This window comes from Streptomyces fagopyri, assembly GCF_009498275.1.
Lineage (GTDB): Bacteria > Actinomycetota > Actinomycetes > Streptomycetales > Streptomycetaceae > Streptomyces > Streptomyces fagopyri.
This window is the reverse complement of record NZ_CP045643.1, coordinates 1,146,953-1,167,685: the sequence shown is the minus strand read 5'-3', so window position 1 is coordinate 1,167,685 and position 20,733 is coordinate 1,146,953. Positions and strand designations below refer to the sequence as shown.

18 protein-coding genes and 1 pseudogene are annotated in these 20,733 nt (G+C 71.6%); 11 read left to right on the top strand and 8 right to left on the bottom strand.

Going from position 1 to position 20,733, the window contains the following annotated elements; all coding sequences use genetic code 11:
• The first annotated feature begins 276 nt into the window (after positions 1-276).
• Complete coding sequence (gene tmpA / locus GFH48_RS04955) at positions 277-1,959, top strand: 2-trimethylaminoethylphosphonate dioxygenase (RefSeq protein WP_153287079.1); 1,683 nt, start codon at positions 277-279, stop codon at positions 1,957-1,959.
• A gap of 44 nt (positions 1,960-2,003) precedes the next feature.
• Here tmpA and GFH48_RS04950 read toward each other — a convergent pair whose 3' ends face one another.
• The 4 genes from GFH48_RS04950 to GFH48_RS04935 all read right to left on the bottom strand — a co-directional run bounded on the left by GFH48_RS04950 (position 2,004) and on the right by GFH48_RS04935 (position 4,844).
• The gene (locus GFH48_RS04950; protein WP_153287078.1) at positions 2,004-2,789 is read right to left on the bottom strand and encodes a GntR family transcriptional regulator; all 786 of its coding nucleotides are present in this window, start codon (positions 2,787-2,789) and stop codon (positions 2,004-2,006) included.
• A gap of 254 nt (positions 2,790-3,043) precedes the next feature.
• Positions 3,044-3,394 carry an Asp23/Gls24 family envelope stress response protein gene (locus tag GFH48_RS04945; RefSeq protein ID WP_153287077.1) on the bottom strand — a complete coding sequence of 117 codons (351 nt, stop codon included), beginning with the start codon at positions 3,392-3,394 and terminating at the stop codon, positions 3,044-3,046.
• Positions 3,391-4,257 carry an Asp23/Gls24 family envelope stress response protein gene (locus GFH48_RS38460; protein ID WP_194280494.1) on the bottom strand — a complete coding sequence of 289 codons (867 nt, stop codon included), beginning with the start codon at positions 4,255-4,257 and terminating at the stop codon, positions 3,391-3,393. The genes GFH48_RS04945 and GFH48_RS38460 overlap by 4 nt, the downstream gene beginning before the upstream one ends.
• Positions 4,254-4,844: an RNA polymerase sigma factor gene (locus tag GFH48_RS04935; RefSeq protein ID WP_228121271.1), complete on the bottom strand. Its 591-nt coding sequence runs from the start codon at positions 4,842-4,844 to the stop codon at positions 4,254-4,256. Before GFH48_RS04935 ends, GFH48_RS38460 begins: the two co-directional genes overlap by 4 nt.
• A gap of 360 nt (positions 4,845-5,204) precedes the next feature.
• Here GFH48_RS04935 and GFH48_RS04930 point away from each other — a divergent pair, with 360 nt between their 5' ends.
• Genes GFH48_RS04930 through GFH48_RS04910 form a run of 5 tightly spaced genes read left to right on the top strand, consistent with a single transcriptional unit; the run spans position 5,205 to position 8,497 of the window.
• Positions 5,205-5,720, top strand: coding sequence for an Asp23/Gls24 family envelope stress response protein (locus tag GFH48_RS04930; RefSeq protein WP_153287076.1), 516 nt, complete (start codon positions 5,205-5,207; stop codon positions 5,718-5,720).
• Positions 5,721-5,780: 60 nt separating this feature from the next.
• A complete protein-coding gene (locus GFH48_RS04925; protein WP_153287075.1) occupies positions 5,781-5,966 on the top strand; it encodes a hypothetical protein in 186 nt (61 codons plus the stop codon).
• Complete coding sequence (locus GFH48_RS04920; RefSeq protein ID WP_153287074.1) at positions 5,963-7,009, top strand: DUF6286 domain-containing Asp23/Gls24 family envelope stress response protein; 1,047 nt, start codon at positions 5,963-5,965, stop codon at positions 7,007-7,009. The genes GFH48_RS04925 and GFH48_RS04920 overlap by 4 nt, the downstream gene beginning before the upstream one ends.
• Positions 7,009-7,593, top strand: a complete 585-nt coding sequence (locus tag GFH48_RS04915; protein WP_153287073.1) for a hypothetical protein — start codon at positions 7,009-7,011, stop codon at positions 7,591-7,593. The genes GFH48_RS04920 and GFH48_RS04915 overlap by 1 nt, the downstream gene beginning before the upstream one ends.
• On the top strand, positions 7,583-8,497 hold the full coding sequence (locus tag GFH48_RS04910) for a YihY/virulence factor BrkB family protein (RefSeq protein WP_153287072.1): 915 nt from the start codon (positions 7,583-7,585) through the stop codon (positions 8,495-8,497). The genes GFH48_RS04915 and GFH48_RS04910 overlap by 11 nt, the downstream gene beginning before the upstream one ends.
• 271 nt (positions 8,498-8,768) lie before the next feature.
• Here the strand turns inward: GFH48_RS04910 and GFH48_RS04905 are convergent, their stop codons facing one another.
• Positions 8,769-11,483 (bottom strand): PAS domain S-box protein, encoded by a 2,715-nt coding sequence (locus tag GFH48_RS04905; protein WP_153287071.1) that lies wholly within the window; start codon positions 11,481-11,483, stop codon positions 8,769-8,771.
• 674 nt (positions 11,484-12,157) lie between these two features.
• On the opposite strand from GFH48_RS04905, the gene GFH48_RS39880 reads away from it, so the two are divergent.
• Both GFH48_RS39880 and GFH48_RS04895 read left to right on the top strand, forming a co-directional pair.
• Positions 12,158-12,970: a lamin tail domain-containing protein gene (locus tag GFH48_RS39880; protein ID WP_322746976.1), complete on the top strand. Its 813-nt coding sequence runs from the start codon at positions 12,158-12,160 to the stop codon at positions 12,968-12,970.
• A 405-nt stretch (positions 12,971-13,375) separates the two neighbouring features.
• The gene (locus GFH48_RS04895; protein ID WP_153292723.1) at positions 13,376-14,071 is read left to right on the top strand and encodes a L,D-transpeptidase; all 696 of its coding nucleotides are present in this window, start codon (positions 13,376-13,378) and stop codon (positions 14,069-14,071) included.
• 52 nt (positions 14,072-14,123) lie between these two features.
• On the opposite strand, the gene GFH48_RS04890 is transcribed toward GFH48_RS04895, so the two are convergent.
• Complete coding sequence (locus GFH48_RS04890) at positions 14,124-15,326, bottom strand: Gfo/Idh/MocA family protein (protein WP_153287070.1); 1,203 nt, start codon at positions 15,324-15,326, stop codon at positions 14,124-14,126.
• A 224-nt stretch (positions 15,327-15,550) separates the two neighbouring features.
• Between GFH48_RS04890 and GFH48_RS04885 the strand changes: the two are divergent.
• Both GFH48_RS04885 and GFH48_RS04880 read left to right on the top strand, forming a co-directional pair.
• Positions 15,551-16,350: pseudogene (locus GFH48_RS04885) on the top strand (ROK family protein).
• 71 nt (positions 16,351-16,421) lie between these two features.
• Positions 16,422-16,610 (top strand): hypothetical protein, encoded by a 189-nt coding sequence (locus GFH48_RS04880; RefSeq protein WP_153287069.1) that lies wholly within the window; start codon positions 16,422-16,424, stop codon positions 16,608-16,610.
• Between the two features lie 71 nt (positions 16,611-16,681).
• Here the strand turns inward: GFH48_RS04880 and GFH48_RS04875 are convergent, their stop codons facing one another.
• Positions 16,682-18,064, bottom strand: a complete 1,383-nt coding sequence (locus tag GFH48_RS04875; RefSeq protein WP_153287068.1) for a S1 family peptidase — start codon at positions 18,062-18,064, stop codon at positions 16,682-16,684.
• 264 nt (positions 18,065-18,328) lie between these two features.
• On the opposite strand from GFH48_RS04875, the gene GFH48_RS04870 reads away from it, so the two are divergent.
• Entirely contained in the window at positions 18,329-19,081 is a 753-nt protein-coding gene (locus tag GFH48_RS04870) for a type 1 glutamine amidotransferase domain-containing protein (protein WP_153287067.1), read from the top strand.
• Between the two features lie 111 nt (positions 19,082-19,192).
• Here GFH48_RS04870 and GFH48_RS04865 read toward each other — a convergent pair whose 3' ends face one another.
• Positions 19,193-20,539, bottom strand: a complete 1,347-nt coding sequence (locus tag GFH48_RS04865) for an NAD(P)/FAD-dependent oxidoreductase (RefSeq protein WP_153287066.1) — start codon at positions 20,537-20,539, stop codon at positions 19,193-19,195.
• Positions 20,540-20,733 lie beyond the last annotated feature (194 nt).

Sequence of the window (20,733 nt, the reverse complement as noted above, 5' to 3'; positions counted from 1 at the left end):
AGGGCGGGCGGAAGGGCGGCCGTGGCGACACGACAGCCCTTTGCCAAGACAAAAGGATCTCTATGTCGATACGGAACTCTCCCCTTGGGCGGGCTTTGCTCACCCCTATGGCGCAAACGGTTCACCGGAGAAACGTCACGCGTCCCCCCGTCCGGGCCTCCGGGCCCGCCCGCGTCCCATTCATCCGCGCGCAAGCCGTGCGTCACCCCTCGCTCAACTGCGGCTGAGAGGTTCACGGCATCGACAAAGTTGGCTATACAACTTAGGGAGAGCGTGATGACCACGTCACCGTCCGTCAAGGGAACGTCCGCCGGGGAACCGTCCGTGGAGGACATGCCGCTCATGTGGCTGCGGGACAACTGCGCCTGCGCCCGGTGCCGGGACCCGCGCAACGGGCAGAAGCTGTTCCAGATCACCGAGCTGCCCGCCGGCCTCGCGCTCGGCGCGGTCCGCCGGACCGCCGACGGGGTCGAGGTCGACTGGGCACCCGACGGTCACCGGTCGGAGTACTCCACGCGGTGGCTCACGGCCAACCGGCCCGGTAGGGGCACCGACGCCGACGGCGGGCCCGGGGACCGGCGCGGCGAGACGGGCAAGACACTGTGGACCGCCGCCGACCTGGACGGCCGGCTGCCCGAGGCGGACTGGACGGACTACCTGGGCGACCCGGTCGTCAAGGCGCGCGTACTGGACTCGGTCCTCGGACTCGGCTTCGCCCTGCTGCGCGACGTCCCGTGCCGTCCGGGCCAGGTGCTCGACGTGGCGCAGACCTTCGGCTACGTCCGCGAGACCAACTACGGGCGGCTGTTCGACGTTCGGGTCGAACCGGACCCCAACAACCTGGCCTTCACCGGCGCGCGCATCACCCCGCACACCGACAACCCCTACCGCGACCCGGTGCCCACCCTCCAACTGCTGCACTGCCTGGCCAACTCGGCGAGCGGCGGTGACTCCGGTCTGGTGGACGGATTCCAGGCCGCCGCGCTGCTGCGCGCCGAGGACCCGGAGGCCTTCGCGGTGCTGACCCGCACACCGGTGCCGTTCCGCTTCGCCGACGCCCGCACCGTACTGGAGGCCGAACGGCCGCTGATCGACGTGGACGGCCGCGGCCGGATCCGCGAGGTGCGCTTCAACAACCGCTCGATGTCCACGCTGCGGCTGCCCGCCGACGAACTGGAGGCGTTCTACCGGGCCTACCGGAAATTCGCCGGGATCACCCTGCGCCCCGAGCTCCAGCTGGACTTCCGGCTCGCGCCCGGCGACTGCCTGATCTTCGACAATGTCCGGCTGCTGCACGCCCGTACGGCCTTCGAGGAGAGCGGCGCCCGCCACCTGCAAGGCGCCTACGCCGACATCGACGCGCTGGCCGGCACCCTGGCCGTACTGCGCCGCGAACGGGACGTGGCGGGCGCGGAGTTCCTCGACGGACTGTCCGAACTCTTCGCGGGCGAGGGCGCGGGCGCCTACCTGGGCGAGCCGGTGACGATGGCGCAGCACATGCTGCAGGCCGCGGCGCGGGCCCAGGAGGCGGGGGCGCCCGACGCCCTGGTGGCGGCCGCGTTGCTGCACGACGTCGGCCACTTCCACGGCCCGGTCACCGGCGAGGATCTGATGGCCGGCACCGACAACCGGCACAGCCACACCGGGGCGGACCGGCTGGCCGACTGGTTCGGCCCCGAGGTCACCGAGCCGATCCGGTTGCACGTGGCCGCGAAGCGGTACCTGTGCGCGGTCGAGCCCGAGTACTTCGACCTGCTCACCGAGGCCTCCGTGTACACGCTTCAGGTACAGGGTGGTCCGATGTCCGCACCCGAGGTCGCCGACTACGAGGCGAATCCGTACGCGGCGGACGGGGTCGCGGTGCGCCGCTGGGACGACGAGGGCAAGGACCCCGAGGCGTCGGCGCCCGACTTCGCGCACTTCCGGCCGCTGCTCGCGGCACTGCTGCGGACCGCCTGATCAGGCAGTCCGCGGCGGAGGGTGCCGGCCCGGCGGGTGCGCGGTCAGGTGTCGCCGGCCGGGCGGCGGGCCAGTGAGCCGGAGGCTGCCGAACTGTGGACGGTGAAGGCCACGGTGTCCGGCAGGTACCGGTCATCGGACCATTCGATCGGAGTGCCCGCCGGATCCGTGCTGCACCGCCGCTCGCGCAGCAGGGGGTCGCCCGGCCGGCAGCCGAGCAGCCGGGCGTCCTCCGCGTCGGCCGGGCACAGGTCGATGGTGTGCTGGGCGTCCGCGAACAGCACGCCCCGCTCCTCCAGGGCCACGGTGTACGACACGGTGTCCGGCGGCAGTCCGGCGACCAGGTCACCGACGGCCGGCGGGAAGACGGTGCGCTCCACCATCGCGGGCCGACCCGACAGCGTACGAAGCCGCCGTACGTGGTGGACCTCGGCACCTTCGGGCAGGCGCAGTTGTACGCACTCGGTCGCGTCGGCCGGCCGGGTCGCCGAGGCGATCATCAGGCCGCCGGGTTCCTCGCCCATCGAGCGTGCCCAGCGGGTGAAACTGAGCAGTTCGCCGAAGCTCTGCGGCCGGGGCGTCCCGATCACGACCCGCCGGGTCCCGCGCCGCGAGGCGACCAGGCCCTCGGCGCGCAGCAGGGCCATCGCCTGGCGGACCGTACCCCGGGAGACGCCGTACCGTTCGGCGAGTTCGCCCTCGGCGGGCAGCCGCCCGCCGGAGCCGTATCGGCCCTCACCGATCTCCCGGCCCAGGTCCGCCGCCACCTTCCGGTACAGCGCCTGGTCCTTCGTCGCGCGTTTCCCGGTCCCGGCCGCGGCGTCCGTCACCGTGTGTCTCTCCGTCCTGCCCTGCCGCGGCCCTCGACCGGGCGGCGGGTGTTGCTCCGACCAGGGAGCCTAGCCGGACGCCCGGCCGGCTCCGTCCTGCGCACGGCCTGACTCCGCCCTCACCCGCCCCTGCCGTGACGTCTCCGTCGGGCACCGGGCCGGTATGCCTTCGGGGCGCGGGGCAACGCAGGCCGCCGGACCGGCCGACCCGTGGGAGTGCCGCGCCGGTCCCGGCCGCGAGCCGCAGCGGGCGGTCAGACGAGTCCGGTGACGGTGACGCTGACTCGCGCGGGCTTCGCGTCCCGGGGCAGCGCCGAGGTCAGACACGCCTCGACGGCCGCCCGGGTGGCCCTGGCCACGTCGAGCGCACGGGTGTGGCTCAGGGCGACGATCCGCACCTCGACGTTCCAGAGGTCCGCGCCGTCGCCGCCCCGGGTGATCCGCACCCCGGCGGGCCGCCCGGCCGGGGCGACGGCGCCGCGGAGCAGCTGGGCCACCCCGGGTCGCAGGTAGGCCACCCCGGCGACGTCCTCCACCGCCTTCGCGACGTCCTCGGTGAGCGCCGTGAGTGCCGTGAGTGCCGTGTGCGCGGCGTGCTGCGTCATCGGGCACGGCCTTCCTCTGTGTCGGCGGGCGCGTCGGTCAGGTCGGTGACGCGGATGTCGATGCGCGCCGTGTCGAGCCCGAGCCGTCCGGACGCGGCCTCCCGCACCCGGCACCGGACCTCCTCGGCCAGCTCCGGCAGCCCGGCCGTGAGCGGGGCGTGGATTTCGAGATGTACGTCGACCTGTCCCGGCGGGTTCATCGGATTCATCGGGTTCAGCGGATCTGCCGGTTCCGTGAGATCGGTCGGACCGGTCGGATGAGATCGGGGAGATCCCGCAGGTCCGGCTGTTGCGCTCCGTCCGGTTGTCCCGGCGCCGGATGCGGGAGATCGGTCAGGTCGGGGAGATCGGAGGGATCCGTCAGATCCGGGAGACCGGGGCGGGTCCTGCTCTCCCGGGTGCCCCGCTCCGTTCTGTTGTCCCCGCGGGTCCGTGACCGTCGGGGCCGGGGCGATCCGGCAGGAGCCGGCGCGGACGCCCGCGACGGTCTCGGCGGCCGTCCGGAGCGTCCGGGCCGCGACCGCCTCCATGATCCACAGGTTCTCGGCGGGCTCGCCGAGCGGCAGCGGGCGTCCGGGGCGCAGTTCGAGGCGGACGACGTCCATGACCCGCCGGGCCAGCGGGGCGGCGTCGTAGGACTCGGCGCCGGGCGACTCCTCACGCAGCCGGCGCACCGCCGATTCCAGGTCCTCCAGTTCCTGTACGGCCGGACGGCAGTACCGGCACTCCCGCAGGTGCGGGTCGGTCGCTCCGGCGCTCTCCCAGGTCTCCCAGACCTGGGACAGGAACCGGCCGCAGGGCAGCGGTTCGTCGTCCGGGTCGGAGGGCCGCGGGAGGTCGGGCGGGTCGGTGTGCGTGGTCATCGCCAGGCCTCCATGACTTGGGTGAGACGGCGTCGTGCGCGGAAGACGCGGGCGCGGACGGCTTCCTGGCTGATGCCTACCGTCTCCGCGATGAACTCGTACGACCGTCCGTCCCATTCCCTCAGCACCCAGCAGGCACGCTGTTCGGCCGAGAGCGTGGACAGGGCCGCCCGCAGATCCCGTACCGCCGCGCGGGACTCGGCGATCCTGGCGGGCGAGACGGTGTGTTCCGGCGCGGGAGTCTCCCCGACCGCGTCCAGGGGCGCGAGCGGTCTGCGGGCCCGCAGCACGTTCAGGCACCGGTTGGTGACGATGCGGTAGATCCAGGTGCCGAAGGCGGACCTCCCGTGGAACTCGGGCAGTTTGCGCCAGGCGCTGATGAACGCCTCCTGCACCGCGTCCTCGGCCTCCGGCCGGCTGCCCAGCAGTCCGGTGGCGACCCGGACCAGTGCCGGGGCGTGACGGACGACGAGCGCGGCGAACGCCTCCTCGTCCCCCTCGGCCGCCCGCACGGCGAGCAGGCCGTCATCGACACCGCGTACGGCATCGACGCCGCGCCCGTCATCGACACCGCGTACGGCATCGATCCCGCGTACGGCATCGCCGTCGTGTCCGGCATCGGTGTCGCGCCGGCCGGCGGCGAGTTCGTCCTGTGCCGCCTCCGGCGCGGTCGGTCTGCGAGACCCCGGCACTCGGTGGCTCCCTTCCTTCGGTTCCGCCCGTTGGACACCGGCGGCCTGTGTCTTGTTACGCGGTAGAGGGAACGGCGGATGCGGTGATCGCTTCCCGGGTTTCGCGGGCACACGGAGAAGAGACACGAGGCGGTCGTACGGACAAAGCAAGGAAAAAGATCGTGAATCCGCGTCACGGATCCGGGGAGAGGGGGTCTGACGAAGCGAGACCCGTTCACGGGGCCCCGGAAACGAGGCCCGAAGAGAGGACTTCCCATGACCACGCACCCCGCTACGGAGGCCAGGCCCGCCACCGAGACCGTGACCGGCCGGTTCGGTACGAAGCCGCCGCAGGGCACGACCGCGCTCGCGGGCGGCGCCACGGGTGCCGGCGAGCCGGCCGCCACCCGGGGACGCACCTCGATCGCCGACGTGGTCGTGGTCAAGATCGCGGGCAGGGCCGCACGGGAGATCCCCGGCGTGTACGACATGGGCGGCGGGCTGTCGCGCACCATCGGCGCGGTCCGCGACCGGGTGCCCGGCGGACGCCCGAACGTGGGCCGCGGGGTCAAGGTCGAGGTGGGGGAGCGGCAGACCGCGATCGACCTGGACCTGGTCGTCGAATACGGGGTACCCATCACCGATGTGGCCCGCGACGTACGGGAGAACGTCATCTCCGCGGTGGAGCGAGTCACCGGCCTGGAAGTGGTCGAGGTCAACGTGACCGTCAACGACGTGCACCTGCCCGACGACGACACCGAGGACGTGCCCGCCGGCTCCCGGGTGGAGTGACCGGCCGTACGGGGCGAGTGGGCGCGTACCGGCGGACGGCCGGGTGAGAGGTGGAGAAGGATGAGTGCAGCGTTCGCGGGAATGATCGCGGGCATGGCCCTGGCGTTCGCCGGCTACTTCGGCGGCTTCGGGGCGTTCCTGCTGGTGGCCGCCCTGGGCGCGGTCGGCTACGCCGTAGGCCGCTGGATCGAGGGTGGCGGCCGGGCCCAGGATCTCCGGGACCTGTACGGCCGGGGCCGTCGATGACCGTCCCCTCCGCGCGTCGGGGTACGACCACCGTCTCGGACAAGGCCGTGCGCAGGATCGCGGAGCGCGCCGCGAGCGAGGCGCTGCCCGGCCGGCCCGCGGCCGCCCCGCATGTCTCGGCGGCCGTCCACGGACGGCGGGCGGACGTGTCGCTCGGGGTGGCCCTGCCCTATCCACTGCCCGTGGCCGAGACCGCCCGACGGGTCCGGCGACACGTGGCTGAGCGCACGCGGGAGCTGACCGGCCTCGACGTGTCCCTCCGGCGGATCAGCGTCGACACCCTGACCGGCCCGCCCGGCCCGCCCGGCCCACCTGGCCCACCTGGCGCGCCCGGCGCGCCCGGCCCGCCCGGCGCGCAGGCGCGGGCCGGAGCCGTGTCCCGGACGGTGCCGCTCTCCGAGGGCCACGCCCGCCGGGTCCCGCACCGTCGCTGGTCGCAGCGCCGTGCCCCGACGGCCGCCGTCACGCTCGCGGGCGCCGTGACCTGCGGCGCGGTGGCCTTCGACATGATCAAGGCCCGCGCCGCGCACCGCCCGGCCGCCGCATGGCGCACCGCGACGCTGGACTGGCTGTCCGGGCACGGCCCGGGCGACACCCCCGTCGTCCTCGTCGGTGCCGGCCTGGCCCTGTTCGGCCTGTGGCTGACCGTGCTCACCGTCACCCCCGGTCGGCGCCGGCTGCTCACGCTCTCCTCGCCCGGGACAGGACTGGACGCGGCCGCGGACCGCTCGGCCGTCGCGGCCTCGGTCCGCGACGCGGTCGCCGAAGTCGCCGGCGTCGGTCCGGCGCGCGTACGCGTGCGGCGTCGCCGTGTGGTCGTACGGGCCGGACTCGCGTTCGGCGACCGGGCCACCGCGCACGCCGACGTCACCGCCGCGACCCGCCGGGTTCTCGCGGGCTGGCGGCCGCGCCGCGCCCCACGGGTGAGGATCATGGTGCGCACGGAGCCGGTGTGGCAGCCGACGCTGCCGAAGACCGAGGAGCCGCCGCGGCCCGACCCGGTGGCGACGGCATACACCCTCGGAGAGGAGGACGAAGGCTGATGGAACGGCCCCGCTCGGCGGTCAACCGGATCGCGCTGGCGGCCGTCGGCGTGAGCACCCTGCTCGCCGGCGTCCTGCTCGTCGCGACCGACGGATCGGTCGCCGCCCACCTGCCCACGTGGTGGCCCGCGGTACGGCCCGACGGGGCGCTGCTCGACCGGGCCGCCCTGTCCGGCCCGCGTGCGCCGACGTGGTGGAGCGTCGGTGTCATGACCGGCTCGGCCGCCGCGAGTTGTCTGCTCGCGCTCTGGTGCGTCAGCCAGTTCCGTGACGGCACCCGCGCCCGGCTGCCCCTGCCCGTGCCGGACGGCGCGCTGCGCACCCGGGCACTCGCGGACGTCCTGAACAGCCGGACGGCCGCGGTCTCAGGCATCGCCCGCTCCCACACCCGGGTGCGGTCGGCCCGCCGCGGACAACTCCACGTCCGGCTGCGCGTCCGGCTGCGGCCGGACGCCACCCCGGCCACCGTACTGACCGCCGTCGACGCCCTGATGGCGGAGGCCGAGGCGGCCGTGACCCCGTACCGTCTCGTCACCCGGGTGCACTTCAGCGCCCACGCGCACCGGAGCCCTCATGTCCGTTGACCCCCGTACGGACGGCCTCGCCGACGCCGGGCCCCTCCGGGCGCCGCGCCCGGCCGCGCTGCGTCCGCCCGCCGCCTGGTGGCCTGCGCTGCGCCGCACGCCGCTGTCGATGTGGAACGACGACGTGTCCGACTGGGCGGCGGCGCTCACCTACTACGCGATCCTGACCGTGCTGCCCGCCCTGCTGGTCATGGTGATCGCGTTCGGTCTCATCAGCCCGGACACCGCCGAGCAGTTCACCGAGCACGTCACCTCCCACGCGCCCGCGCAGTCCGGGGCCGAACTGCACGGTGTCCTGGCCGGGACCCTGCGCGAACGGTCGGCCGCCTGGACCCTGCTGGTCACGGGCTTCGCGAGCGCGCTGTGGTCGGCCATCAGTTATCTCGCCGTGTTCCGCCGTGCCCTGCACCGCATGCACCGGGTGAAGGACTCGCGTTCCGCCTGGCGTACGGCGCACCGCATCGTGCTGACCGCCCTCACACTGCTCGGCCTGCTGGTGGTCAGCGCTCTCCTCCTCCTGCTGACCGGACCCGTCGCCGAGGCGCTCGGGCACGCGTTCGGACTCGACACCACCGCGGCCCTGGCGTGGAACCTGCTGCGCTGGCCGATGCTGCTGTGTCTCGTCGTGCTCCTGGTGGTCGTCGTCTTCCACGCGGGCCCCGCTCCCGCCCGCCGCCGCGCCCTCAGCCTGCCCGGGGGAGTCCTGGCCGCCGCTCTGTGGCTCACGGTCTCCGCGGGCTTCGCCCTGTACGCCTCGGCGCTGAGCAACTACAGCAGGCTGTACGGGTCACTGGCCGGAGCCGTGGTCTTCCTCGTGTGGCTGTGGCTGTCCAACCTCTCCCTGCTCGCCGGGGCGCAGTTCACCGCCGAACTCGCCAAGGCGGCCCCAGAGAGCGCCCGCTGACAATATGTGACTTTCGTGTGTAGATATCGTTGTATCCGTGTGACCGTACGCCATGACTCCAGTCCGCAGCAGCTGGTCCTCGCCGCTCTCCTCGGCGCCTACTGGCTGGACTCGCCACCGCACTACCACGGCCGGCACATGCCCCGCGCCGACGCGCCTCGGTCCGTTTCGAGGACGGAGACGACGGGACCGCCACGACAGGATCGCGACGGCCCGCGCACGGCGAGCCCTGGCCGTTAGCCGTCAGCCGACACCTGTCAGCCGACACCTGTCAGCCGACACCCGGGCCCGGAGAGTCGTTTCCTCGGAGAGCGAGGGTGAACCACGTCGTCTTGCCCTCGTCGGTGGGCCGTACGCCCCAGTCGTCGGCGAGGGCGCGTACCAGGATCAGGCCCCGGCCCGACTCCGCGTCCTCGGCCGCCAGGCGCGGCTGGGGAAGATGCGGGTTGTGGTCGCTGACCTCGACGGTGAGATCGGTCGCGCTCCGGCACACGTGCAGGCGGATGGGGCCCTGGGCGTGCTGCACCGCGTTCGTCAGCACCTCGGAGAGCAGCAGCCGGGCGTCGTCCGCCGGGCCGGTGCAGTCCCAGGAGGTGAGGGCCTTGCTGAGGAAGGCCCGGCCCTCGGGCACGGACTCGGGGAGGGCGGGCAAGCCGGTAGTGACAGCTGCCAGGGGTGCGTCGGGGAGCCGGGCCAGCAGCAGGGTGACGTCGTCGTTGTGGCTCTCGGGGTCCGGCAGGAGAGCGGTCAGGACGTGATCGGCCGCCTGCTCCAGGTCGGGGGTGGTGGTGAACAGCCGGCTCAACGTGGCGGTGAGCTTCGTGAGCTGGTCCTCGATGTCACTGCCGGGGGTTTCGATCAGCCCGTCGGTGTAGAGCACGAGCGTCGCGCCGGGTGGGATGACCACGCTGGACTGCTGGTAGAGGACACCTCCGACCCCGAGCGGCGCGTTCACGGGCACCGGGAGCGCGCGGGCGCCGTCGCCGGGGGTGGCGACGAGGGTGGGCAGGTGACCGGCCGAGCAGATCGTCACCTCGCCCGCGTCCGAGGCGATCACCAGATAGCAGCAGGTGACGAGCTGGTCCGGGACGTCCAGGTCGGTGACACAGGCGTCGAGGGCCTGCATGAGCTGACGTGGCTGCATACCGGTCTTGGCCAGGGCGTGGGCGGCGGAGCGCAACTGCCCCATGACGGCCGCCGCTTCCAGCCCGCGTCCCATCACGTCGCCGATCAGGACCCCGACCCGGCCGGCCCCCAGGGGGACGAGGTCGAACCAGTCACCGCCCACGCCCGCCCCCTGGGTCGCGGGCCGGTAGCGGCTGGCGGTGGAGAGGCCGGGAATCGCCGGCGGGGTGCCCATCAGGCTGCGCTGCAGGGTCAGCGCGATGTGCCGCTGCTGCTCGTAGAGGGCGGTCAGCTCGGCCTCGGCACGCTTGCGGTCGCTGATGTCCCGGACGATCGCGCACGCGCCGACGACCGTGCCGTCCGCCGTCCGGGTCGGCCACAGGGTGATGTCGACGTCCAGCAGCTCACCGGAGCGGGTGAGCCTCAGCGTCTCGAAGTGCTCGACCTTCTCCCCGCTGCTGAGCCGGTCCATCAGGGCGTCGATCTCGTCCCGGTGCTCGGACGGAGCGAGCACGGACACGTGCCGGCCCATCACCTCCGCCGGGACGTAGCCGTACAGCCGTTGCGCGGCGGCGTTCCAGTACGTGATCTCGCCGTCGAGGGTCTTGGCGAGGATCGCGTCCTGGGAGGACTCCACGAGCCCGGCCAGCTCATTGATGCGTTCTTCGGCGGCTTTTCGGTCGCTGACGTCGCGGACGGCGGCGGAGAGGAGGAGTCCGTCGGTGGTTTCGAGGGGGGAGAGGCTGATTTCGACGGGGAATTCTGTGCCGTCTTTGCGGAGGCCGTTGAGTTCGAGTCCGGCGCCCATGGGGCGTACTTGGCGGTTGTTGGCGTAGTTGTCGCGGTGTTGGGTGTGGTGGGTGTGGAAGCGGGCGGGGACGAGGATTTCGACGGGGTGTCCGAGGAGTTCTTCGCGTCGGTAGCCGAAGAGGGATTCGGTTTGTGCGTTGACGAGTCTGATGGTGCCGGTGTCGTCGACGATGACCATGGCGTCGGGTGCGGCTTCCAGGAGTGCTCGGAATCGTTCTTCGGCGGCTTTTCGGTCGCTGACGTCGCGGACGGCGGCGGAGAGGAGGAGTCCGTCGGTGGTTTCGAGGGGGGAGAGGCTGATTTCGACGGGGAATTCTGTGCCGTCTTTGCGGAGGCCGTTGAGTTCGAGTCCGGCGCCCATGGGGCGTACTTGGCGGTTGTTGGCGTAGTTGTCGCGGTGTTGGGTGTGGTGGGTGTGGAAGCGGGCGGGGACGAGGATTTCGACGGGGTGTCCGAGGAGTTCTTCGCGTCGGTAGCCGAAGAGGGATTCGGTTTGTGCGTTGACGAGTCTGATGGTGCCGGTGTCGTCGACGATGACCATGGCGTCGGGTGCGGCTTCCAGGAGTGCTCGGAATCGTTCTTCGGCGGCTTTTCGGTCGCTGACGTCGCGGACGGCGGCGGAGAGGAGGAGTCCGTCGGTGGTTTCGAGGGGGGAGAGGCTGATTTCGACGGGGAATTCTGTGCCGTCTTTGCGGAGGCCGTTGAGTTCGAGTCCGGCGCCCATGGGGCGTACTTGGCGGTTGTTGGCGTAGTTGTCGCGGTGTTGGGTGTGGTGGGTGTGGAAGCGGGCGGGGACGAGGATTTCGACGGGGTGTCCGAGGAGTTCTTCGCGTCGGTAGCCGAAGAGGGATTCGGTTTGTGCGTTGACGAGTCTGATGGTGCCGGTGTCGTCGACGATGACCATGGCGTCGGGTGCGGCTTCCAGCAGTGCTCGGAACCGTTCTTCGGCATCCGTGGGCTCTGTTTTGCCGAGTAAGGTCCCGCACCGGCACGGTTCCTCGAACGCTGCGCCGGCGGGTCGAGTTGAATGCGATCCGACGAAGTCGCCCATGTCCGCCCCAGGTGTCCTGTTCGCTCTGAATCGGGCCATCTCAGCGGAATGGGTGGTACTCCACGCCGCCATGTCGGTTACTGGTTTCACAACGGCCGAATCTGTCCGGCGGCGTTACGTCCGCTGATCGTCTGCCACCGCAGTCGTCTCGCAGTCGAGGCGGTGGTGCCGACCGGCCCGCGCGTGTGGGCACCCCGCCGTGGTCCGGTCCGTGTGACCGAGGGCGCGGGCCCGGTCCGTGAGTCCGCGCAGGTCCCGCCGCCGGGCGGGTGTCCCGCCGGGTTCGGGGCGGGTGGTGGACGGGTGTTCGGGATGTCACTGAGTTGGCCGTGTGGGTGGAGTGACGGTTGTTACTCACTTTCGGGTGATGGATGGGGTGGCGCGAGGGGTGGCGCTCAAGGCAATTCCCCCTGTTTTAGGCTTATTTGAGACCACTGTGCCGATATCGGGAGATACATGCACATTACAGTCGAGGGTCATGGTCGTGTTGTCGCTCGGTAATGCCGTGCGGGTGGCGGGCCCGGGTGGCGTGGTCGGGCGGGAGAGTGTGGTTCTCGGCCAGCGGGCCGGGGCCCAAACTCGCGGATCCTCCTGTGCGGTCCGCCTGTTCCCTCTAGGGGGCGTTCGTGTCTGTTTCGCAGTCTGTGATGGTTCGTCGTGCTGCTGCGGCCGCGGTGGCTGCCGGTGTGGTGGTGGGTGTCGCGGCGCTGCCGGCGTCGGCGGACCAGGGGCGGTTCCCGTTTCGCGCGCAGGTGGAGATCAGCCGGGTGCAGTACGACTCTCCGGGCTGGGACTCGGGGAGCAACGCCTCGCTGAACAAGGAGTGGGTGGAGGTGACGAACACGGGCCGTTCGGGCGTGAACCTGGACGGGTGGACGCTGTCGGGTCGTGACGGCCGTGCGTACGAGTTCCACCTGCGTCTGGGTGGCGGTGCGACGGTGCGGGTGCACACGGGAGTCGGGCTTGACGCCGGCCGGGACGTCTACCAGGACCGCCGCTACTACGCGTGGGACAACCGCGCCGACACCGCGACGCTCCGCAACGACCGTCTCCGTGTGATCGACACGGTGACGTGGGGCCGCCTGCCCATCGGTCGCGGCCACGTGCTCCCGGGCCGTCACCACGGCCGCGGCCACGTGTACCCCGGTGTCCACAACGGCCGTGGGCACGTGCTCCCGGGCCGCCACCACGGTCGCGGTCACGACCTGCCGATCGGTCACATCGGTCGCGGTCACGAGCTGCCCATCGGTCACATCGGTCGCGGCAACGACCTGCCGATCGGTCACATCGGTCGCGGCAACGACCTGCCCATCGGCCACGTGGGCCGCGGTAACGACCTGCCCATCGGCCACGTGGGCCGCGGTAACGACCTGCCCATCGGTCACGTCGGCCGCGGTGACGGGCTGCCCGGCGGTCACCTCGGTCGTGGCAACGGGCTGCTCGGCGGCCACGAGGGCAACGGCGGTCGCGGCCTGGGCCGTGGCTGACATCACCGGCCGGCGGGCGCGGTAGCCGGCCCGTCCGCCCGCTTCCTGAGGGCGTGCCACCGACCATCGGTCGGTGGCACGCCCCTTTTGCGTTCCCTGAACATCAATGAAACACATGCAATCGGGCAATTGCGACTCTTGATCCATGTCGGTCGTGGGGTGCGGCGGAAACCGGGTTCGCCTCGGCCCGGCGGACCGAGGCATACTTCATCGACGACTGGAGCGGGTCCGCTCCTGTGGCCCCCAGGTTCATCGCCGCACCGGGAGGGGCAGTCGATTCCGACGGTCAATGTCACCGTTTCGTCGCAGCCCGATCCGCCGCGCAACTCAAGTGCGCCGACGCGTGTCTAGCAGACGGAAACCGAAGGAATCACCAGGAAAAGCATGCAGAGGGAAGGGCCCGCCATGGGGGACGTACGCAGACGGGGCGCCGTCGCGCTGGGGATCACCGGACTTGTCGCACCGCTGGCGCTCGCGCTGGGCACGGCGCCCGCGCAGGCCGCGAGCTGCACGACACAGACCGGGCCGTACCAGAAGCAGGTCGAGAAGTTTCTCGGCCGCCCGGTCGACGGCAGGCAGTCCGCCGCCGACTGCAAGGCGACCCAGGCCTTCCAGACGAAGCACGGCATCACCCCGAACGCGGGGTACGCGGGATCCGTCACCTGGGGCGTGATGGACCTCATGAACAAGCAGAAGGCCGTCGGCACCAAGCCGAACAAGGACGGCAAGTGCCCGGTCAACAAGGGCCGCATCGCCTGCGTCAACCTCACTCTCCAGCTCAGCTGGATCCAGGACGGCAGCAGGCTCGTCTACGGCCCGGTGCCGGTCCGCACGGGGCGCGACGGCTACGAGACCCGCACCGGTCTGAAGAAGATCTACTGGCGTGACATCGACCACGTGTCGAGCATCTACAACGTGTCGATGCCGTACAGCCAGTTCTTCGACGGCGGCCAGGCCTTCCACTCGGTCGGCCTGTCCATGTGGAACCCGCCCGGCTCGCACGGCTGCGTCAACATGACCTCGACCGCCGCCAAGAAGTACTGGTCGCTCCTGAAGAACGGCGACGACGTCTACGTGTACGGCCGCAAGCCGGGCACCTGACCGGACCGCGAGCCGGGCACGCGGCCGTGCCCGGCCCGCCGGGGACCGGACCTCACGCCCCGGGCGCGTCGCCGAAGTCCGGGATGTCCATCCGGACGCCGCCCTGCCGCGCGGACTCGTGCGCGACGATGCCCGGCAGGGTGTAGCGGGCGGCGACCCACGCGTTCACCGACGGCAGCGTCCGTGTGTTGACCGCGGTGACGAAGTCGTCCGCCAGGAAATGATGGCTGCCCTCGTGGCCGTTGTGGAGCCGGTCGAAGGCACGGGGCAGCCGCGCCCGGTCGTGGACGGGCGCCGATCCGGACGTGAACGCGGCCCGCAACGCCGGCGCGATGTGCTGGAGCGACGGATCGTCGGGCGCCAGTGTCGGCTTCGGCTCCAGCAGTTCGGTGATGTCCGTCACGCCCTTCTTGTCCTGCCAGAAGCTCACCGTGGCGAGCTGCTCCATGCTGGCGTCGGTGCCGAAGAACCGGAAACGAGACTCCCGGATGTGTGAGGGATAACCGACCCGCCGGAACTCGTTCGTACGGAACGAGCCGCCGCCCGCCACCTCGAACAACGCGGTCGCGTTGGAGAAGTCGTTGCCGAACTGGCTGACCTCCTTGTCGAAGACACCGTCGCCGCGCTCGTCGCGCACCCCGATGGCGGACACGCTCACCGCGTGCGTCCGCCAGGCGCCGAGCACCCCGCCCACCGAGTGCGTCGGGTAGAGGAGCGGGGGATAGCTGGCGGTCGCCTTCCAGTTCTCGCCACCGCTGTACCGGTACGCGTCGTAGAACCCGAGGTCCATGTCGTGGACGTAGTCGCCCTCCGCGTAGAACAGCCGTCCGAAGGCACCCTCGGCGATCTGGTTGCGGGCGTGCACGGTCGCCGGGTTGTACTGGCTGGTCTCGCCCATCATGTACGTCAGCCCGGTGGCCCGTACGGCGTCGATGATCGCCGCGATCTCCTGCGTGGTGACCGCCATCGGCACCGCCGAGTACACGTGCTTGCCGGCGTTCAGCGCCCGCAGGACCAGCGGGCCGTGCGTCCAGCGCTGGGTGAAGACCGCGACCGCGTCCACGGCCCGCGACTCCAGCATCGCCTCGTAGGAGGGGAAGGTGCCGGACAGTCCTTCGGCGGCGGCCAGCCGCTCGGCCCGCTCGGGCAGGAGATCGGTGACATGGACCTCGTGGACGCCCGGGTGGGCGAGGAACAATGTGGCGAACCGGCGGGAGAACTGCCCGGCGCCGACGATGCCGAGGGAGAACGTCATGGATGCGTGTCCTTCACTGGTCGAGAGTCGGGTCGATCCGGCCGTCGGTCCTGCCCGGCCCGCTCATGGGCGCGTGGACCGTGCCCCGGCAGCCGCGCCCGGCGGCGGACACGACGGGAGGCTGAAGGCGACGGTCATCAGGACACTCCCTCGGCTGTGGTTCGTTCTTCGATCACTTACTTTTGAGGCGGAAGAATCCGTTCGTCAAGGGTGGTGAACGGGCGGTGGCCATCGAGGTCCTCGCGCACGGACCGCTGTCGCGCGGCGAGATCGCGCGCCGGCCGAACCTCTCGGCGGGCAGCCTCACCCGGCTGACCAAACCCCTGATCGAGTCGGGCCTGCTGGTCGAGGCCACCGAGGCGGGGGAGAGTGCCGAGGTGCGCCAGGGGCGTCCCTCGCAGCCCCTGGACATCGTCGCCGAATCCCGTGCGTTCATCGGATTCAAGATCACCGAGGACAGGGTCCACGGTGTCGTCACGACCCCGCGCGGTGACATCGTGGCGCGTCACGACCGCCCGCTCACCACCCATGATCCGGCCGAAGTCGCCGCTGTCCCGCGGCAGATGACCGAGGTGTCGGCCGCCGCTGGATGGTGAACCCGCAGGGCCCGCTCACCCCCGAGGGGGAGCGCGGCAGCGCCGTGTCGCTGCTCACCATCCCCAGCATCCGTTACCAGGTCAGGGCGGCCACCGGGCAGGACGCGACGTACGAGGAGATCCTGGCCCGCGCCGCCGCCGGCGACCCCGTGTCGGCCCGCGTCGTCGACGAGGCGGCCCGCGCGCTCGGCGTCCTCGTCGCACAGATCGCCGACTTCGCCATGCCCCAGAAGATCCTGCTCGCCGGGGAGGGGGTCGGCCTGGTCGACGTGGCGGGCCGGGTCGTCGGGGAGACCGTCCTCGCCCACCGGCATCCGCTGGCCGGTTCCGTCGACCTGGAGACGAAGGTGTCCGACTTCCACGACTGGGCGCGCGGAGCGGCCGTGTCGGCGATCCAGGTGCTCGTGCTCGGGTCGGCCGACGCATGAGTGATCAGGTTCACGGTCCGTAATGTCGCGAGGTGCACCTTTACTCACATCGCCTTCACTACGGGCCCCGTATGCTTCACAGCATGTCCACCACTCCTGAAAGCGACTCCGTGCGCTCTGCCACCGATGTCAACGAGGAGATCCGGGCCCTTTGGTTCCGTGCCGGTGGGACGCTCAGCGGGGAGGAGCGGCGGGAGTACCAGCGGCTCGTCCTGGAGTGGGCGGAGGCCGCCCCTCCGTCGCCCACACGGGTGGCGTGAACCCGCTCGGCCACCCCGCGCACCGGTGACGAACGGGGGGACCCGGGTCCCGGGCCCCCCGCCACTCCCGCTCAGCCCCAACTCTGCGAGTACTGACGCCGATAGCGATTGCGGTCCTGTTCCGTACGGATGTACCGCGTGGCGACCAGCGCGATGATGCTTCCCGCGATGACCAGGAGCCCGGGGCCGATGTTCGCGGGGTCGGTCAGCCGGTCGAGGAGCCTCACGGAGTCGCCGGAACCCACCGCCTGGACCGAGCCCGGAGCGGCGGACCCCGGGGCGACCGCGGTTCCCCGCGAGGCAGCCGGCGCGGGAGGGTTCTGAGCGGCGGAACCGGACGCTCCCTGCCCCTGGGTGCCCGGTCCGGTCAGTTTCACGGCGAGCGCCGTCATCGCCTTGGTGATCGGCTGGAAGAACGTCGTACCGCCCGTGGTGCAGTCCCCGTTGCCGCCCGACGTCACGCCCAGCGCGATGCCCTCGGAGAACAACGGCCCACCGCTGTCGCCCGGTTCGGCGCACACATCGGTCTCGATCAGACCGGTCACCGTGCCCTCGGGGTAGTTGACCGTCGCGTCGAGACCCTTCACCCGCCCGTCGTGGAGCCCACTCGTGCTGCCGCTGCGAAAGACACGCTGCCCGACGGCCGCGTCCGCGGCCCCGAGGATCTGAACCCCTTTGCCGCCCCCGATCGCGACGACGTTGTTGCCGGTGTCGTTCTCGCCGTTGTTGTACTGGATGAGCGAGAAGTCGTTGCCCGGGAAAGCCGTGGTGATCGTCTGTCCCAGCTGCTTGGTGCCCTGGTTGTCCGCGAACCAGACGGAACCGGCGGGCCCGCAGTGTCCCGCCGTCAGGATGAACTCGTTCTTCCCGTTGGTCACGTTGAAGCCCGCCGAGCAGCGCCCGCCGGTCGAGAACATCGGCTGCGCTGCGTTCAGCCGCGTGGTGAAGGTGCCCTGGGTGCGCTCCATGCGGACCGAACTCCCCATGCTCTGGCCGAGTTTCGTCATCCGGGACCAGTCGGGGGCGGAGACCGTGCTGTCGGCCTGCACCACCACCTCGTTGTTGACGTAGTCCATCGCCCAGGCGGTGCCGGACACCCGTGGCGCCGACTTGAGCGCCTGCGCCACCGACTTCAGCTCCTGCATGCTGTGCCGCACGACCTTGGGACGGGCACCGGCTCTCTCCACCTCCGCCGCCGTGGCCGAGTCCGTCACCGCGACCACAGGACGCCCGTCGGCGGCGATCCAACTGCCCGCCGTACGCGAGGTGCCGAGACGTGACACCAGGCCGGCGCCCTTGTCCGCGGCGAGCCGCGCGGCACTCTCCGGTGCACGCGACGAGGCGGACGGCTCACTCGCCATGGCGTGCGTCACCATCAGCCCACCGCAGAGGAGCCCGCCGACGGCCGCACATCGCGCCCCCCGTCGGACGATCCGTCGTCGTGCGTGCCTCATCCATGGGCTCCCGAAGCCGTTCGGCGCGGTGTCACCACCGCCGGGTCCCCGGTCGTGGGCCCTCCTCCCATACGTGCGTGCGCGCCGCCGCGTTCACCGGCGGCCCGGTCTCCGGTTCAGGTCGTGTGTCCCGCACCGTCCACCATGGCGACCCCGGCAGTTCGCCGACCGTCCCGGACACCTCGTCATGGCCTCTGCGCGGCGGGAGTCCAACGGTCACCACCGCCCCGGGGGAGCCTGCCCACCACCTGTCATCATGGGCCCATGCGCGTGCTGATGCCGGTCCCCGACCATGACGCCGACGTCACCGAAGTGGCCGTACCCTGGCGGATCCTCACCGAGGCCGGGCACGAGGTCGTGTTCGCCACCGAGCGGGCGTCCACCAGGCCGGCGGCCGACCCGCGGCTGCTCATGGGGGTCCTCCTCGGACAGCTGGGCGCCGCGGAGGAGCCCCGGAGCTTCTACCGACAGCTCACCGAGGCACCGGAGTTCACATCGACCGTGTCCTGGGAGGACGTGACCGTCGAGGACTTCGACGGTCTGCTCCTGCCCGGCGGACACGCGCCCGGCATGCGGCAGTACCTCGGCTCCGCCGCGCTCCAGCGACAGGTCGCCCGCTTCTGGGCCCTGGGGCGGCCCGTCGGAGCGATCTGCCACGGAGTCCTCGTGCTCGCCCGCGCCCGCGACCTGGACACGGGCCGCAGCGTCCTGGCCGGCCGGCGTACGACGTGCCTGCCCAAGTACATGGAACGCACCGCCTACTTCACCACCGCCTGGCGTCTCGGCCGCTACTACCGCACCTATCCCGCCTACGTCGAGGACGAGGTCAAGGCGGCCCTCGCCGACCCCGGTGCCCAGTTCTCCCGCGGCCCCCGCACCCTCACCCGCCGTGGCACCGCCACCGACGACAGCCACGCGTTCGTCGTCGAGGACGGTCCCTACATCTCGGCCCGGTGGCCGGGCGACGCCTACCTGTTCGGCCGCCGCTACCTCGCCCTCCTGGACAGCGCCACCTGACACTGCCGCACACCCCGTGATCACCGCCGGGCGCGCGCCGCACACGCCGGGGAGCCCGGCGGGGAGCGCACCGGACGCGCCCACACCGCCGGCGGCACGGTGGGACGCGGACTACACGCCCGTGCGGGCGGCCACCGCCTCAGGGGTCAGATAGGTGTCGGTGTGCTCGAAGTCCCGCAGAGTTCCCTTGCGCCCGGCGAGGAAGCCCGTGCGGACGAAGTCGTCGCCCGCGACCGCGTTCAGGAACCAGTTGGCGCTCGTACGGAACCTGGCCACACCCGTGCGCAGCGCGTACAGGTGGTACCCACGGGCCACGACCTGCGCGGGCACGCCCTTGAGGTCGATACCGAGAGGCTTCGACACCGCGTCGTGTCCACCGAGATCGACCACCAGGCCGAGATCCTTGTGCCGGTAGGACGTGGTCGGCCGTCCGTGCAGCAGGGCCGCCAGGTTCTTCGCCGCGTGCCGTCCCTGACGTGCGGCGTGCTGCGCGGTGGGGACACAGTACGAGCCGTCGCCCCTGGCGAGGTCGGGCACCGCGGCCGCGTCGCCCAGCGCGAACACCCCGTCCATGCCCGGCACCTTGAAGTCCGGCGCGGCCAGGATCCGGCCGCGTACGGTCTCGGCGCCCAGCGAGTCGACCAGCGGGCACGCGGCGACACCGGCCGTCCACACCAGCGTCCGCGACGGCAGCACCCGGCCGTCCGTCAGGGTGACCTCGTCCTCGGTGACCGAGGCCACGGACGTCTTCAGCGAGATCCGCACCCCGCGCTCGGTGAGCATGCGCAGCGCGCTGGCCCCGAGCCTGTCGCCGAGCTCCGGCAGCAACTTGGGGGCCACGTCGAGCAGATGCCACTGGATGAGGCCGGGATCGAGTCGCGGGTGGTAGCGCTTGGACGCGGCGGTCGTCAGGCGCTGCAGGCAGGCCGCGGTCTCGGTGCCCGCGTACCCGCCGCCCACCACCACGAACTGGAGCCGCGCCGCCCGCTCGGCCTCGTCCGACGTGGCCGCCGCCAGGTCGAGTTGGGCGATCACGTGGTCGCGCAGGTACACGGCCTGGGCGAGCGTCTTCATGCCGCGCGCCTCGTCGAGCAGGCCGGGGATGTCGAACGTGCGGGTCACACTGCCCGGCGTCAGGACCAGGTAGTCGTAGGACAAGTCGGCGAGTTCGCCGGTGATCTTACGGACGACGCACACCTTGGACCCGGGATCCACGCCGGCCACCGTCCCGGGCACCAGCTCCGTGCGGCGCAGGATCCGGCGCAGCGAGGGTGCCACGGACTGCGGGGTGACGACCCCTGAGGCGACCTGTGGCAGCAGCGGCAGGTAGAGCTGGTAGTCGGTGGGGCTGACCAGGGTGATCCGGGCGGCGCCGGGTGCGAGCGCGCGCTCCAGGCCCCGGGCGCACTCGACTCCGGCGAAGCCGCCGCCGACGATCACGATGTTCGGTGCGTCCATCCGTGATGCCTCTCTCCGTGTGCCGACACCGTGGTCCGCCCGCGAGCCAAGGCTCACACGGGTTGTCCCGGCCTGCCACCGCAGGGCGGTGGCGAGGACGTCGACCACGGAATTCTCTACCGATCAGTAATTTCGTCTTCCCCTTTCGTCCATCCTTAGGCACGATCATCGGTCGCGCGGTGATGACCGAGGCA

Bases quoted from the DNA above. Each gene is read 5' to 3' on its own strand.
- tmpA (WP_153287079.1), top strand. From the start codon at position 277: ATGACCACGTCACCGTCCGTCAAGGGAACGTCCGCCGGGGAACCGTCC.
- GFH48_RS04945 (WP_153287077.1), bottom strand. From the start codon at position 3,394: ATGACGCAGCACGCCGCGCACACGGCACTCACGGCACTCACGGCGCTC.
- GFH48_RS38460 (WP_194280494.1), bottom strand. From the start codon at position 4,257: ATGACCACGCACACCGACCCGCCCGACCTCCCGCGGCCCTCCGACCCG.
- GFH48_RS04930 (WP_153287076.1), top strand. From the start codon at position 5,205: ATGACCACGCACCCCGCTACGGAGGCCAGGCCCGCCACCGAGACCGTG.
- GFH48_RS04925 (WP_153287075.1), top strand. From the start codon at position 5,781: ATGAGTGCAGCGTTCGCGGGAATGATCGCGGGCATGGCCCTGGCGTTC.
- GFH48_RS04920 (WP_153287074.1), top strand. From the start codon at position 5,963: ATGACCGTCCCCTCCGCGCGTCGGGGTACGACCACCGTCTCGGACAAG.
- GFH48_RS04915 (WP_153287073.1), top strand. From the start codon at position 7,009: ATGGAACGGCCCCGCTCGGCGGTCAACCGGATCGCGCTGGCGGCCGTC.
- GFH48_RS04910 (WP_153287072.1), top strand. From the start codon at position 7,583: ATGTCCGTTGACCCCCGTACGGACGGCCTCGCCGACGCCGGGCCCCTC.
- GFH48_RS04905 (WP_153287071.1), bottom strand. From the start codon at position 11,483: ATGGGCGACTTCGTCGGATCGCATTCAACTCGACCCGCCGGCGCAGCG.
- GFH48_RS04895 (WP_153292723.1), top strand. From the start codon at position 13,376: ATGGGGGACGTACGCAGACGGGGCGCCGTCGCGCTGGGGATCACCGGA.
- GFH48_RS04890 (WP_153287070.1), bottom strand. From the start codon at position 15,326: ATGACGTTCTCCCTCGGCATCGTCGGCGCCGGGCAGTTCTCCCGCCGG.
- GFH48_RS04880 (WP_153287069.1), top strand. From the start codon at position 16,422: ATGCTTCACAGCATGTCCACCACTCCTGAAAGCGACTCCGTGCGCTCT.
- GFH48_RS04875 (WP_153287068.1), bottom strand. From the start codon at position 18,064: ATGAGGCACGCACGACGACGGATCGTCCGACGGGGGGCGCGATGTGCG.
- GFH48_RS04870 (WP_153287067.1), top strand. From the start codon at position 18,329: ATGCGCGTGCTGATGCCGGTCCCCGACCATGACGCCGACGTCACCGAA.
- GFH48_RS04865 (WP_153287066.1), bottom strand. From the start codon at position 20,539: ATGGACGCACCGAACATCGTGATCGTCGGCGGCGGCTTCGCCGGAGTC.